Annotated in this window: 12 protein-coding genes; 1 reads left to right on the top strand and 11 read right to left on the bottom strand. The window is 42.7% G+C overall.

The genetic code is table 11. From position 1 onward, the window contains the following. The 10 genes from HGO97_RS17295 to HGO97_RS17250 form a co-directional block, all read right to left on the bottom strand. Positions 1-1,592 (bottom strand): vWA domain-containing protein (locus HGO97_RS17295; protein WP_216244182.1); only part of this gene is annotated, 1,592 nt, incomplete at its 3' end. A 255-nt stretch (positions 1,593-1,847) separates the two neighbouring features. After that, positions 1,848-2,456, bottom strand: coding sequence for a recombinase family protein (locus HGO97_RS17290; RefSeq protein WP_005341199.1), 609 nt, complete (start codon positions 2,454-2,456; stop codon positions 1,848-1,850). A 318-nt stretch (positions 2,457-2,774) separates the two neighbouring features. Then, on the bottom strand, positions 2,775-2,912 hold the full coding sequence (locus tag HGO97_RS17285; protein WP_216244177.1) for a helix-turn-helix transcriptional regulator: 138 nt from the start codon (positions 2,910-2,912) through the stop codon (positions 2,775-2,777). A gap of 162 nt (positions 2,913-3,074) precedes the next feature. Continuing rightward, positions 3,075-3,665, bottom strand: a complete 591-nt coding sequence (locus tag HGO97_RS17280; protein WP_216244176.1) for an HD domain-containing protein — start codon at positions 3,663-3,665, stop codon at positions 3,075-3,077. Between the two features lie 71 nt (positions 3,666-3,736). Further along, a complete protein-coding gene (locus tag HGO97_RS17275) occupies positions 3,737-4,531 on the bottom strand; it encodes a DUF3307 domain-containing protein (protein WP_216244175.1) in 795 nt (264 codons plus the stop codon). Then, positions 4,521-5,417 carry a SatD family protein gene (locus HGO97_RS17270; RefSeq protein WP_216244174.1) on the bottom strand — a complete coding sequence of 299 codons (897 nt, stop codon included), beginning with the start codon at positions 5,415-5,417 and terminating at the stop codon, positions 4,521-4,523. The genes HGO97_RS17275 and HGO97_RS17270 overlap by 11 nt, the downstream gene beginning before the upstream one ends. Before the next feature lie 143 nt (positions 5,418-5,560). Next, complete coding sequence (locus HGO97_RS17265) at positions 5,561-6,934, bottom strand: family 43 glycosylhydrolase (protein WP_216244173.1); 1,374 nt, start codon at positions 6,932-6,934, stop codon at positions 5,561-5,563. Between the two features lie 23 nt (positions 6,935-6,957). Further along, the gene (locus HGO97_RS17260) at positions 6,958-8,025 is read right to left on the bottom strand and encodes a family 43 glycosylhydrolase (RefSeq protein ID WP_216244172.1); all 1,068 of its coding nucleotides are present in this window, start codon (positions 8,023-8,025) and stop codon (positions 6,958-6,960) included. Between the two features lie 15 nt (positions 8,026-8,040). Next, complete coding sequence (locus HGO97_RS17255; protein ID WP_216244171.1) at positions 8,041-10,431, bottom strand: family 78 glycoside hydrolase catalytic domain; 2,391 nt, start codon at positions 10,429-10,431, stop codon at positions 8,041-8,043. Between the two features lie 129 nt (positions 10,432-10,560). After that, positions 10,561-11,937 (bottom strand): MFS transporter, encoded by a 1,377-nt coding sequence (locus HGO97_RS17250; RefSeq protein WP_216244170.1) that lies wholly within the window; start codon positions 11,935-11,937, stop codon positions 10,561-10,563. Between the two features lie 245 nt (positions 11,938-12,182). Between HGO97_RS17250 and HGO97_RS17245 the strand changes: the two genes are divergently transcribed. Continuing rightward, a complete protein-coding gene (locus HGO97_RS17245) occupies positions 12,183-13,235 on the top strand; it encodes an AraC family transcriptional regulator (RefSeq protein WP_216244169.1) in 1,053 nt (350 codons plus the stop codon). Between the two features lie 246 nt (positions 13,236-13,481). On the opposite strand, the gene HGO97_RS17240 is transcribed toward HGO97_RS17245, so the two are convergent. Then, positions 13,482-14,804 (bottom strand): MFS transporter, encoded by a 1,323-nt coding sequence (locus tag HGO97_RS17240; RefSeq protein WP_246597539.1) that lies wholly within the window; start codon positions 14,802-14,804, stop codon positions 13,482-13,484. Between the last annotated feature and the right edge of the window lie 22 nt (positions 14,805-14,826).

Here is a 14,826-nt window from a genome sequence, read left to right as displayed (position 1 = left end):
TCGCCGTCTTCCTTATCGCTTGCTGTTACATCTGCTTTTGGGTCAAAGGTATCACCGACAGTCAGTACTTTATCCGTTGCCGTGATGGTTGGTGCTATGTTTAAGTCAATCAGGTTCATATCCCAAGTTGCATTATAGACGACTGTTTTTGTTACTGTATCTTCAATTTGAGGTGACCATCCTTTAAAAGTATATCCATCTCTTACCGGTATTTCTCCGAAATCCGGTGTTTTAGAACCTGTTACGATGTTCTCAAACACTTTGTCTTTGAATACTTCTTCATTGTCGACCCCATCAGTATAAGTGACGGTATAACGTGTCTTTGTTCCCTGTGCTGCAGGAATCGGGAATTTAACTTTTTCTCCACTTGGCATATTGATTTCGGTCTTGCCATTAAGCGGATACCAGTTTTCTTCCTTAAATTCAGCATTATCTGCATCTAATTTGACAGTATACTTTAGCTGATAAGTATAATAAGTTTGGTTACCTTCCGTTGTTGTAGTTGCATTCGTCAACTTCCATGTAAAGCCATTCTCATCTTGCTGAATTGTTGTTGGCAAGTTGCTCACTGTAACAAATGGAGCAGAACCGTCAGTAACAGTTAGATTTTCACCAGTAATCCCACTGACAACACTTTCAGAAATAGCTTCGAAGACTTTCATTAAATCTTCAGTTTTTCCAGCGATAAATGCTGTATCTGGACTTTGTGCGATATTATCTGCCAGAAAATCAGAAACCAACGGACCGCCTTTATAGGTGGTTTGATTCTGTGCTCCATAACACACGGTATAAACCTTTGATTCATCCTTAAGAACTTTAGCATCTTTAGTTGTCAAATCAATAATATTTTGACTTCCACTGCTTCCAGAACCTTTTTCATCATAGATGACACCATCAATTACAACATGCGTATGTGTCCATGTAAATATTCCACCAGAGCATTTTTCAAGATAATAGGTTGGTGCTCCATCGGTTAATACAACTGTGTTTCTATTCTCCTTTTGAATTTCCTGAACCGTAGACTGCTTAAATAAAGAAGATGCCTGTTTTAATCCAGCTTGCAAATTAGTTCCTTCATTTGCCCTTAATGCTTGAATCGAATCAATAGCACTTTTCTTTCCTTGTTCCGTAGAAACATCTGTCCAATTTAGAACTACCTTAGTTCCAGTAGAAAATTGGACAACGGCTAAATAACGTCCCGTGTTTTCTTTCTTTCCTGCGTATGTCGTGATAAATTCAGCAGCCGAATTTTTTAAAGTTTTTAGGCGTGAATCATCGTTCATACTCTTTGATGTATCAAGCACAAGAACAGTTGCAGACTTTTTGGTGAATGATTCAACCTTTTGTTTAGTAACAACTTCCAAGGTAACCTCATAAGTGTTGTCAGCAACAGGCGTGGCAGTTTTATTAACAGAATGAATTCCTTCTGGTAGCGTCTGCTGTAATTTACCTTCAACCCATTGACCAGAACTGTCATAATAACCATTTTTCACTGCATCGTTTTCACTGGCAAGAGCGTCAGCGTTAACAGGTGCTAATGCGAAACACAAGATAAATGCAAGTGCAAAACTTGTGAACCTCTTTAGATTCATTGTTCTTTCTCCTTTCTTAAATTTACAACAGACGATTAAAAAATTCTATTCCTCCCTTCCTGCTTTTATATCATTATCAAAAAGTACACTTTTTGATAATCATGAGTCAGGGAATACCATCAACCTTAGCAAGAGATTATGGTTAGAAAAACGGCTAAAAATACCACGAGTATTGAAAAAATAGGCATTATCGCTTATAATGGAAGTGATACAATAGACTGTTAAAAAGTGTACCTTTTAAGAGTTCAGCACAAATTATTTTTGTTTTAATAAGCGATATTCCCTTAATTTCCTGTAAAATGTGGCTTCACTCATTTTGCATACTTCCAAGACTTCCGATAGAGGAAGCCTTTTCTTTTCCCATTCATGGACAAGCTCCCCAAAGTTCTCTGGAAGCGCGATTTCTGGTCTGCCGAATTTTATTCCTTTTGCCTTTGCCACCGCAATGCCCTGTGCCTGTCTTTTTCTGATGTTTTCACGCTCATTCTGTGCCACGAACGATAGTATCTGTAATACGAGGTCGGCAATGAATGTTCCCATTAAATCTTTTCCATTCCTTGTATCTAACAAGGGCATATCTATAACGCATATATCAATCCCTTTTTCTTTCGTCAGTATTCTCCATTGCTCCTGTATTTCAAGATAGTTCCTGCCTAGTCGGTCAATGCTTAAAATATAAAGCAAATCGCCTTGTTTTAGCTTTCTTACAAGCTTTTTATATTGCGGACGTTCAAAACTTTTTCCAGACTGCTTGTCTATGTAGATATTTTTTGAAAGTACATTTCTTTTTGATAGTTCGACAATCTGTCGTTCCTCATTTTGGTCTATGCTGGAAACCCGTACATATCCATAAACCTGTGCCATTTTTTATTAATCCTCCTTCCTATGGATATAGATAAATATCATAAACAAAAAAGCACCTTACTGTAAAAGTAAAATGCTTGGTAATTTCTGCCATCAAGAAGATACGCCTTATCACACAGCTTGTAAAGAGTGCTGACGCATTGCGTTGCAACAGGTTCTTGACAAGCTATGAGCTAAGACGTTGATAACGAACAAGCAGAAATGAAATAGTGTGCTGTTTCGCAGCATAAAAAAAGAGATACCAACACACCTATGCAGTATCTCTTAGCTTAGTAGCAATATTCTTTTGTTTGCAAGCAGGCAAACACAGGTTATTTCTTAATATCCTTTTGTTTGGGAAACTCCTGACTCCCATTTGCTGACCGACTGTCTGGTCACCCCCAGATGCTCTGCAAGCTGTTCCTGAGACATCCCCTGTTTTTTTCTTAATGTCATTAACTTCTCGTCAAACCTCATATCTGCCTCCTGCTCTTCTAATGAATAAATATATTAGGGTGTGATCGATGATTTCACATATCAGAATCATTAATCACACCCTAACCCATAGGCTTAAAAATGACAAGAACACACGGCTTTGCAATTTGTCAACCACTGGTTGCAATGGCGTAAATACGCGGTTTAAGCGGTATATTCTTCCATTGCTTTACTGATACTTTCTTCACAGGAACGCATTGCCATAATTGTTTTTTCAAACAGGTCATTTAATTCCCAGCCGAGATTCTCCGCGCCCTCACGAATCACATCTCTGGAACATCCTGCTGCAAATCTCTTATCCTTGAACTTTTTCTTCACACTGGATACTTCCATATCCATCACACTCTTAGACGGACGCATCAGAGCGGCTGCTCCGATCAGCCCTGTCAGCTCATCGGCCGCAAACAGAACTTTTTCCATCTCATGCTCCGGCTTTACATCACTGCAGATTCCATAACCATGTGAGCAGATAGAACGGATCATATCCTCCCCCACACCGGCCTCGCGTAAAAGTTCCGGTGCCTTCTGGCAGTGCTCCTCCGGGTACAGTTCAAAATCAATATCATGAAGCAGACCCGTCACTGCCCAGTAATCCGCCTCAGCCCCATAGCCCAGCTCATTCGCATACCAACGCATTACCCCCTCCACGGTCAACGCATGCTGGATGTGGAACGCCTCCTTATTATACTTCTTCAGCAACTCAAGTGCCTGTTCTCTTGTGATTGTACTCTCCATTATTTTGTTCCACCTTTCATCGTACTATTTTATTTACCTAAAACTATAACAGCTTTTTTCTATAAAATCTATTACCAACATTTAGTCAAGCCAATACATAAAAACGAAATCAACGTGCTGAGTAATGTTCCTACTAAATACTTTTCCGCAAAAGCCTTGTTTTCCAGCTGTTTAAACCGGGCCATACTTTTGGCCGCAAGCACAAAGCCTATCGCGCTGAATTGATTTAAAATTCCTAGAGCTAAAATAATTTCACGCTCTAAAATTCCAATCCAGGAACCAACTTTCGCACTTTCTTCCTCTATTTTTCTATAAGGGCATTCCTCATTTTTACACTCTCTAATCAAATTACTTTCTGGCAGTTCTGATTGGCTGACAATGTTCGGAATGGACTTAAATATAATCGTCACAAAAATAGATGCCGGCTTCCAACATATCAGTACAGCAATAATCCATGACGCATTCAGTTTCACCTCTGTGCAGTCTATCCGATTCATCCAGGAGCTGATTCCTGCCGTAATCCCACAGAGATACACAAATAGATATAAACATATAATATGAAGCAGTTGATCTGCCAGAAAAATGCCTGCTCCATATTTTTCTATATTTTTTATCCGCTTTTCTATATTTACTTTTATCCAGTCTATCAGACAATGAACAGCACTTACTGCCACTCCGCCTAACAGCACTTTTATGTATGAATCGGGATTCACCACAAAAAGTAAAGCGAGGAATATTGCAGTAAAATAAAGAAGCCCATGCAGAACCATACTCTTAATATGTCTCGTCTTTTCTATTGCCACCCGGTTCGATTGGAAATAAAAATCGCCCAGCAGGTGACCTATCATAAGTACTTTAAATGCCATACATCCTCTGCTCCCTCTCAATATACTGTAATGCTATATAATCCATCGCCCTGATTGCAATCGAATTACCTCTTTTGATTAACATATCCGCATTCTGCCGTTTGCACCCCAACACTTCTGCAATATTGCTGCTCATATTCTTCTTAATAATCACCTCTTCTGACTCAAAGCTATTACCATCGATATTGATTGGATCTACTACATATAAAACATCGCCATGAAGACAAGTGTCCAGATCCTCTGTATATAAGGGGCGGCCTGTCTGGTAACCATTTCGTTTTCCTATTTTGTATTCATACTTTATCTTTAGTAACTCTGTTATGATATCATGCTTGTATAAAACGAAGTCACTTTTTGTAAATGGATATAGTAACTCCATAATTATAAAAGCTATATTCTGCATATATCCTTGCTGTTCCTTTAAGGTACACGATGAATTCAACAGATGGTTCAACAAATCATCATCGTTCTCGGAACATATCCTATAACGCTGGGTCTGCTTTTTGTAGACTTCCTCGATTGCCTGCCTGGCTCTGTGATAGACCGGTCCATCCTGCTCAGTTGACAATCCGTCTTCAATCTTGACGTTCCACTCTCCGACTCCAATCCCAGCCCTGATCTTCACTGGTCTGATCAACATTTCAAAAAGACGCAGATACAGTACTGCTGATGTCACATCCCTAAATAGCCCCTGCACTTCATCTCCTGCACTAAACGTTACCTCAAATTGAACGGCTCCTGAAAACAACACATTCAATCTCTTTATGCAGTCTATCATAAACTCCTGCATTGCATTTCTTTCCTGTACATTATATCCTCTTGAGTTCTCAATATCGATAATTAGAGACACATATTTTGTCATAGCATCACCTTTTTTAATTATCATAATATCCCATTGCACTTACTTTTGCAATCATTTTTAGTTGCAATTTAAAAATGCAATCAAAAACGGTTGCATTTCCATTTTGCAACTATTTTTGATTGCTTTTCATCTTATAAGTAACAATCTTCGGTTTATCCATTCCTCTGCTACTTCACTGTGATCTCCCTGATCTCCAGCCCGTCAGCTTCTCTAAACACAAGTCTTAATTCATACTCCCCTGCTTCCATCCTGATTTCTGAATTCTGCTGCACTCCGTCCTCCACTGTCACGCTCCCGGCAAGTGTCTCATTCATCCATACCTCGACGAAACCGCTTCCGGACGCTGCCAGCTGTATTTCACAATACTCCTTGTCACTCTTTATATAGCGGAACACCGCCTCATCTCCGTCAGAAATATTCATCAGCTTCTCGCTGCCTCCGCAATCATTTCCGCACTGAGGGTTTTCTCCATCCACACCGATGTAAACTGTCCCTTTCAGCCCGCAAGCCTGATATCCCATGATTGTCTCACCTGGCGCAAAAGGTTCTCCAACTCCCTGGGAGGTCATCTTCACCTCATCTATCGTACCATCCGCATTGATCGTGACCGGCTCGATACACAGACGCCTGTGCTGCTGGCTTGCCCGGCTGCTTCGATGGTAGAACACATACCATTGTCCGTTCACACATTCAATAGATCCGTGGTTATTCCAGCTCTCCGGGTCACAGCCGTCATTATCAATGATAATCCCCTGATATTCAAATGGTCCCAGCGGGGATTTGCTCGTCGCATATCCTAAAGAGGTCGGTTTTCCACGCTGCATATCCGCATAGACATAATAATAAGTATCCCCGATTTTTCTCATAGAAGATCCTTCATGGAAGAAATGTTCTTCCTCCGTCACCAGGTCGTCCACAATTTCGTCTTCCTGAAAAGAAACCATATCTTCATTCAGTTTTACGCCGTGTGAAAAAAGCTGTCCCCAGTAATAATAAGCCTGTCCATCGTCATCGATAAAAATGGCCGGATCAATTCCGCCACATGGCAGCTGTACCGGATCTGTAAACGGCCCTTCAGGGCGGTCTGATACAGCAACACCCTCACTGTCATCGCTCATGCAGAAATAGAGATAATATTTCCCATCTTTATAAATACAGTCAGGGGCAAATAAAAGCGGTGGTTTTTCCTCATCCTCTTTTTCAAAAGCCTCTTTCATATCATCCCCTTTTGCCGCCGCATCTGCCAGCATCTTCTGGATAAACGGCGTCGGATGGGACCAGTCGATTCCCGGATATTTAGGAGCATCCGGATTGTTGTACCAGGGGATGTCCGGACCTGTGAGCGATACATCATGAATCGTCCAATGCTCCATATCCGGTGTCGATACAACATGGTATTTGTCACTGCAGTATACATCCTCCCGGTCATCGAAGCTTCCGTACAAATAAAGCTTTCCATCCGGCATCACATGTCCCTCGCTGTCCGGGATATGAATGTCCAGAGGGAGGATCGGATTCCTCCTGTTTTTAAATTCTCTCATCTTTTTCACTCCACCTTTCCTGCCTACTCATAATCTTCGATTTTCCACTCGTCTTTCCATTCAATGTAAACCCTGTCTCCCTCAAATTTTAAGGGCAGCCATACATAATTCGATAGCGAGGAGTTAATACTCATTGCCTTTGCATCCTCCTCTGTAAACACAAATTCTACCTCAGGGTCAAAAATCTGCTGAAATTTCTTATGTGTTTTCTCATATGCTTCTCCCGTGTAGAATGCTTCCCCTTCTATCTGAGGGAGATCCGGCATCCACCGATCTGCCAGCGCTATATACAGATCCTTTTTCTCTGGATGTTGGAAAATACAGGAAATCTGGGAATTAAAAGATGTCCTTGTCCTGTCATCCACATGAGGATCGCCCTGTATTTCAAATGGACCATGCCACGACTTTGCCACGGCTGCTTCCGATGGATTCGGATGATATCCTGTTGTACCGGATGTAATCAGATAATGCAGCCCTTTCCTCGTAAAATGTGCAGGGGCCTCTCTTGTCTCAGGGGGGGCTGTATGCGGAAAATGTTCAGAAAACTGTTCTCCCACATCCGTGTAATCCTCATTCAGTTCCGCACAATACAACATAGTATGAGGTCTTTCACTATACAGATATGCCTTATTGTCCTCTGCCGACACTGCCAGGTCAAAATCTCCCACTTCCATACCAAAGGGATTCACCCGGGGATTTACCATCTTATATGGACCCAGTATATTCTCTGCTGACAATACAGCAAAATATGGCGGCTCCCCCATAATCTTTAGCCAGGCTATAAATCTGTCCGTTTTTTTATGATACAGAATATGCGGGCGATCCATCATAGAAAATGGGTGCAGTGGGGACTTCTCATTTTCCAGATCAGGTGGAATGATTACGCCCTCATCTTTCCAATTGTATAAATCACCAGAGCTATAACAGCGGACGCCCCAATGCCAGATTTTATCTTCCCCTGTAGTTTTTTCTTTATTTTCACCATACCAGTAATATACGCCGTCAACAGCTATGATACTTCCTCCATGTGCCTGTATCCTTTTTCCATCTGTATCCAGCCATACCTGTCCAGGTCTGATTGAATGATACATAATCTTGTCCTCCGGTTAATGTTTTTCCTGTTTATGTTCTTCCCTGTTAATTACAATAATTTCTTTCTCTTTACTTCTCAAATTGGAAATATCGGTCTCCACCTTCATTCCCTCTGGTGTGGATATTATAAGGTTAATTCTGTCCTCTGTTTCCTCTGCTTTTACCGTTATTATACCATGTGGCGATTCATAACTACACATGAATCTATGTAAATTCTCCGGCAGATAAGGCTTCACCAGTACTTCGGAAAATCCTGGTCTGGTCGGAATGATTCCTGCTATCCCATTATAATACCACTCGATAATATGTCCCATCATATCATGGCAGTGGCTGCGCGGATTTGTCTCCCAGTACTCCCCAAGGGTCGTCTCACCGTCCAAGACAAAAGCATAATATCCGGGATGCTCCCTCCGCATCATAAACCTGCTGATCAGATCGTTCATTCCATACTCCCTCGCGCACTGAATCACATAAGGCAGTCCGACTTCCCCACAGATAAAAGCATCCTCCCGTTCCAGAGTATAACGCAGGGCATTCACAATATCCCCTTTTATCCCCTCCGGAACAAGCCCCCAGAATAGAGGCAGCGCCTGCCCTGACTGGGTCAAGAACATCTCCCCTGGATGATCAAAGGAGCGGTAGCACCAGAAGCCCTCCTCAGGATGTCTGACCAGAAGTTTCTCATTATAATTCTTCTTAATCTCATCTGCATACTGATTTAATCTCGCCTGATCCCGTGTCTTACCAAGTATGTCCGCAAATTTTGCCAATGTTACCGCATCTGCATATAAAAACGCAGTCTCAATATTTTCCCGTGCCAGCTCATTTTTCGGATTCCCCCAGTCACCAAGACCATGGTTCAGGAAACCTTCTTCGTTCACCCTGGATTTTAAATGTTCAAGATAACGCATCCCGGCATCATAATTATCCTCTATGATTTTCACATCTCCATAGAACTGGTAATGCCAGTAAGTTCCCAGAATACAGGTACTTCCCCATGGAATAATATCATAGAAGCTCCCCATTCCCGGAACTGGCAGCACATTCGGAATGTAGCACGGACACTGCGACGGCATCAGCCCATCACCGGGGTAGACCTTCTTTCCCTCATAATCGTAGAAATAGTCCTCTGCCGTGTGCTGGTCCGTCCTCATATCCAGAAGGAATTTTTCCCAAAGTTTTTTTCCATCCTTCATATAAAAAATGGATGGTGCCATCAGGTGATTTGGCTCCTGCCACGCAAAACGCTCAATTGTCGGGCAGTCTGTATGTACACTGACCATATTCGCTTCCACTGCTTTCTCCACAAGATCATAGACCTGCATGTAGCGGATGTCATCACACTCAAAAGTTCCACTTCTGACAAAAGCACTTGAGATCGCGTCTGCTTTAAGATTTCGAATCAAAACGGATCCGCAGACCTGCCCGCTGATTCCTTCCACAGCTACATATCTGCCCGCGAAATAGGTAAAACGCATTCTGCATGTCTCCCATACATCATCCTGTCCGATGATATAAGTCATGCAGGAATCTACGTTCACCCAGCCCTTTGCCATCTGATCAACATCGCCGTCCTGAGTCAGCTTTTCTGCCGGATACAGCCTGACTTCCTGCCCAGTCTTCCCTTTCACTTCAAATTCCAGGATACCGGACATATTCTGCCCGAAATCATAGATATCCCGCTTTTCCTGGTATGTATGCAGATACTTTCCTTCATATGTATGAATCACCTTTACCGGAGGCTGGAACTGCTCGATTAGTTTCCCTTCCGGGCATTCTCCGGCAGGTACCTTCACCGCCTGCCTCCAGCCTGATTCCTGCGGAAGATATCTCTCTGGTGCAGCTGCTTTTAATTGGGAACTTTCCCTCTCACAATCCGCCACGCACCAGCCTTTGACAGCCTTTCTTCCATCAATTGTCTCAGAACCATACACATTTGACATCACAACTGGATGTTCCCTCACCTGAAAAGTTTCATCGGACACAATCCGCTGTGTTGTCCCATCTTCATAACAGATTTCCAGCTCCATCGCCAGGACCAGATATTTTCCAAATGCTCTGTAAGGATTCGGGTTCGGCGGCATGAACGGCGGAAAATGGAATGTATAATGCTCATCTTCCATAATAAACCAGCCATTTCCCACTTCTGCGCCCAGCATATTCATGCCTTCTTTCAAGTATTCCTTCACGTCAAATGTAACGTACTCAATCAGTTTTTTGTAATTTGTCCAGCCCGGATCAAGTTCATGATCCTCCACTTTCTGCCCGTTCATAAAAAAATGAAACTGTCCGAGCCCACACACTCTGGCTTTGGCGGACTTCACAGCCCCTTTTACTTCAAACTGCTTTCTCGCATAGAACGGAACAGCCGTTTTATTTGTAATCCAATTTCCCAGTCTATCCATCTGTCTTACTCCTCTTTCTTTTTCCTATACAGCTTTATTGCGCTTTTATTCTACAGTTCTTTTCTATACTTTACTGTGCTTCGATACTGCAATATGCCCGGTTCATTCACCAGGCATATAATCTGCAGCTTACTTTCTATTTTTCCTTCTGTTCAACTCCGCGATTACTTCCGCCTCTTCCTGATCATAGCGGTATACGAATTTGAAGCTGATAATCGTAATCACGAGTAAAATGATCGGCAGCCACGCGAACATAAATGTGATTCCAAAGTTTGTAGCCGCGCTCTGCACTTCATTTGCCACATATCCGGTCAAAGCCAGAATCCATCCTACCATACCTGCTGCGAGACCTCCGCTGACCTTCTGTGAAAATGTGATTACAGAGGAACCGATTCCCTCGATTCTTTTATTTGTCAGATACTCGCCATAATCAACAGCATCGGCTGATAAGGTGTTCACCGGAACAGAAAGCGGTCCTGTTGCAAGTCCACAGATTACCGTTCCTGCCGCCAGCATTGGGATATTCATCGTCACTGCGGCAAAACCGCGCAGAGCATATCCGATGATTTGTCCTGTAGCTCCAATATAGATACTTTTTTTCTTTCCAAACTTTTTCAGACACGGTCCTGCAAGGAACATGATTCCCAGCACAGTTGGGATCAGGCTGACCATATTCAGGGAAGTCGTCAGCATCGCATCTCCCATCGCATAAGTATAGAAATAAGTCTGGGAACCGGAGTTGATCTGGACTGCGATATTTACCACAACATTCATAGCCAATGCAAATACAAAATATTTATTCTTGCAGAAGTTCTTAATTCCTTCTATGAAACTCATTTTCTCCACTTTACCGCTCTTGGAAACTGCAGACTCTACTGACTGCACATTTTCCCTGGTAAGAGCAAAAGACAATAACAATCCCACTGTTACAACAGCTCCATAGATCATGAAAACAATTCTCCAGGCTCTGATGTCGCCGCCCATTGCAAAAATGAATGGGAAGGTCATGGAGCATCCCAGGATTGCGCCGCCAAGTCCGAAGATCAGAGAATATTTTGCCAGTGCCGCTCTTCCGAGACCATCTTGTGTCATCAGTGGCATCAGTGCACTTTTTGCAACTCCTACCATCGTATACATCACTGCCATAAACAGGTTATAGGTCACGAATGCATAAACCAGTTTTGCTGTGGATGAACCATTTTGAGGAACCCAGAAGATCAGGGCCAGCGCCAGACCTGTCGGTACAGACAGCCATAAAAGCCATGGTCTTGCCTTTCCCCATTTCGTTTTTGTCTTATCTACAATATTTCCTGCGATTAAATCCGTAATACCATCAAACAACTTTGATACGAAGAACATCGTGCCGACCGCTCCCGCTGCCATCCCCATACTGTCCGTGTAGAACATTGTCAAAAATGCCGCTATGATCGCATTTGCTGTTCCCGCGAGCTCTCCGAGCCCATATCCTAACTTTTCTTTAAAACCGATGTCATTTCCTTTTCCCATTTCTCGATCCTCTCTCCTATTGTAATAAACTCATTCTGTAAGCAAGATCTCCGACGTCATGAAATCCTTTGTTCTCTTGTTGTCATCAAGTATAACAATAAATTTTATGCAGAAACAGTTGATAACCGGACATCCGCACTGTGGAAAAACGACATCCCCGCCTGTCGGGATTGACACCCCCGGTGTCGCAATTTATACTGCTCTTATAGACAGAAAAAGCAGAACTGCTTCACCAGGAGGATGTCATGAAATTTTCTGATCAATATCAATATGAAGTAAATACGGATTTAAGAGAACTGGAACAGGTACTAAAGGAACTCTGGCTGAAAAATCAGGAGCGCAGTCTGGACAAGCCTCACGATCTGGAGTATGTCCGTGACATTTTATTACAGGCATCCGCGAAAAGCTCCAACTTTTTTCCCACAATTCTATCCAATACGCTGGAGGAGGATCTATTTTTCCGAGGAGAACTGGATACGGAGATCTACCAGCATCTGAGATATCTGCCTTGTAACTGGCATACTCACTCCTTCTTAGAAGTTGTCTGTGTCATCCAGGGGAATTGTACGAATTATATCCTGGAACAGACTCTGAAAATGTCTGCCGGAGATATCTGCATCATTGCACCGGATACCGTCCACGCGATCAGTGCATTTTCTGACGACTGTGTAATCTTCAATATCATCCTGCGGACCAGCACCTTTGAGGCGGCATTTTTCGGGACCCTTTCAGATAATGATGTACTCTCCGACTTTTTCATGCGTGCACTTTACCGATCCAAGACCCATCCGTATCTTTTATTCCGCACAGGAGAAGATCATGAACTGCATAACTATATCGGATATGCCTACAGCGAATTTCTAAGCAACCGACAATACAAGAACAGGATGCTCAATTCCATTATCACAGCGTTTTTCATAGTCCTGCTTCGAAACCACGGAGACAGCGTGATTGCCCCTGATCTTGATATGACCGGCAGTGACCAGAATCTGATCTATATCCTGAAATATATGCAGGAGCACTACGCAACTATCTCGTTGAAAGAGCTTTCTATATTCTTCAATTATAGTGAAAGACAGCTGCAAAGGATTATCAAAAGCAGTACCGGAATGAGTTTCAGCGAAAATATCCAGAAACTCAAAATGAATCACGCCGCACGCCTCCTGGGGAATCCCGACCTTTCCATATCAGCGATTGCAGAAGAATTGGGATATTCCGATGCCGGGAATTTCAGGCAGGTATTTAAGAAATATTATGGAATGACTCCGATGGAATTCAGGGAGCATAAAAAGATTTAAGAATATTCTGAAAATGGAGAGCAAAAGGGTCAGACCCTTTTGCTCTCCATTTTCACTCAAAAGACTTCATTTGCAGAAATTTTCTGATATTGACATGTTTTATCCCATTTCTGCTACGATCTATTGCATCCATAGTAACGACATACTTTGGATAATTATCCGGAATTGTTTCTAAAATAATAGTTTTCGTTATATCGAAATCTTTTAAATATTTTTATTTTTTCTTTCGTTATACATTGTATCTTTTTAATTTAACACCTCTTCTCCCTGTCTCAGATTCTCCACTCCCTGAAATGCCGGCCGCACCGCCATACTCATCAGTACAATGCAGACCGCAGACCCAATCATGATCCACATGACGTTATCTCGGAGTACATCAAACAATACTCCATACATCATCTGTCCCAACGGCTGTGCACACAGAGAAATTGTAGAAATATATGCCATAACTTTCCCCAGCAGCTCATTTGGCGTCTGCTGCTGTATCAGGGATATACAGTAGATTGAAAAAATGCTGACCAGAACCTGCATGACTGCAATCGAAAGCATGATTACCGCGTACACCATTTTCTCATTTTTCAGCAAAAATGCCATTCCCATTGGTATCATACAGATTCCCACAATCATTGGATACATGTACATTCCATCCGTTTTCAGACGCTTGGCAGCAACTCCCACAATCACACTTCCCAGAATGGCAGTCGCACCACAAATACTTTCCGCAGCACCTACATATTCCGCACTCAGTCCCAAAATAGTCCGGATGATAAACGGCATCCCCACATTTACCGTTCCTATAATGAAGAAACTGACCGCTGATGCTGCCAGCAGAATTTTGAAAATCTCAGGCTTCTCTTTTGTAATAAAACGAAAGCTGACCCTGAAGTCGTTTTTAATCACCTTCCCCCATTTCTCATGAAGGTTCTCCCTGGTAAACGGAAGTTTGATAAAAACTTCTAAAAAGGCGGTAAGGAAAAATCCAAACACACTGACTGTCAGTACCGTTTTCAATCCAAATGTGGTATAACAGGCACTACCGATAAACGGTGCTATCAACGCCGCAAGGGCGGCTACCTGGTTTACGACCGCATTTGCTTTCAAAATGTTATCTCCTTTCTGCATCTGTGGAACCGCCGCCTGCACTGTTGGAGACTCAAAGGCTCCCAGGATGGAAAATACCGTCAGAGCCCCGCCTGCCACTACAACCGCATTTGCCTCACGTATGGTCAGCATGGTAACCGCCGCGGTCACCCCCGACAAGAAATCCAATGCTACCATGATGTTCCTCCGGTTTGCACGGTCAGCCAGAACGCCGCCGAATGGGGACAGAATCACCGTCGGAATCATGGAAATAGCCAGAAGCCCTGCAAATATGGAAGCTGAACCTGTCAACTCCAGTATATACATGGACAGTGCGAACCTTAACATGGTGTTGGCAAACAGAGAACTGACCTGCCCCAGAACAAGCAGGGTAAAATTCCTGCTGAATAACCCTTCACCTGATGGCTCTGCTCCTGGCAGTTTACCATCAGGATATTTTTCCTTTAACATCTCTCTTTTTTGACTCATAAGAATCCTCCTTTTTATTTAT

This window comes from Faecalicatena faecalis (assembly GCF_012524165.2).
GTDB lineage: Bacteria > Bacillota > Clostridia > Lachnospirales > Lachnospiraceae > Faecalicatena_A > Faecalicatena_A faecalis.
Note: the sequence above shows the minus strand (reverse complement) of the source record. Positions and strands in the feature narration are given on the sequence as shown.

Bases quoted from the DNA above. Each gene is read 5' to 3' on its own strand.
- HGO97_RS17290 (WP_005341199.1), bottom strand. From the start codon at position 2,456: ATGGCACAGGTTTATGGATATGTACGGGTTTCCAGCATAGACCAAAAT.
- HGO97_RS17285 (WP_216244177.1), bottom strand. From the start codon at position 2,912: ATGAGGTTTGACGAGAAGTTAATGACATTAAGAAAAAAACAGGGGATG.
- HGO97_RS17280 (WP_216244176.1), bottom strand. From the start codon at position 3,665: ATGGAGAGTACAATCACAAGAGAACAGGCACTTGAGTTGCTGAAGAAG.
- HGO97_RS17275 (WP_216244175.1), bottom strand. From the start codon at position 4,531: ATGGCATTTAAAGTACTTATGATAGGTCACCTGCTGGGCGATTTTTAT.
- HGO97_RS17270 (WP_216244174.1), bottom strand. From the start codon at position 5,417: ATGATAATTAAAAAAGGTGATGCTATGACAAAATATGTGTCTCTAATT.
- HGO97_RS17265 (WP_216244173.1), bottom strand. From the start codon at position 6,934: ATGAGAGAATTTAAAAACAGGAGGAATCCGATCCTCCCTCTGGACATT.
- HGO97_RS17260 (WP_216244172.1), bottom strand. From the start codon at position 8,025: ATGTATCATTCAATCAGACCTGGACAGGTATGGCTGGATACAGATGGA.
- HGO97_RS17255 (WP_216244171.1), bottom strand. From the start codon at position 10,431: ATGGATAGACTGGGAAATTGGATTACAAATAAAACGGCTGTTCCGTTC.
- HGO97_RS17250 (WP_216244170.1), bottom strand. From the start codon at position 11,937: ATGGGAAAAGGAAATGACATCGGTTTTAAAGAAAAGTTAGGATATGGG.
- HGO97_RS17245 (WP_216244169.1), top strand. From the start codon at position 12,183: ATGAAATTTTCTGATCAATATCAATATGAAGTAAATACGGATTTAAGA.
- HGO97_RS17240 (WP_246597539.1), bottom strand. From the start codon at position 14,804: ATGAGTCAAAAAAGAGAGATGTTAAAGGAAAAATATCCTGATGGTAAA.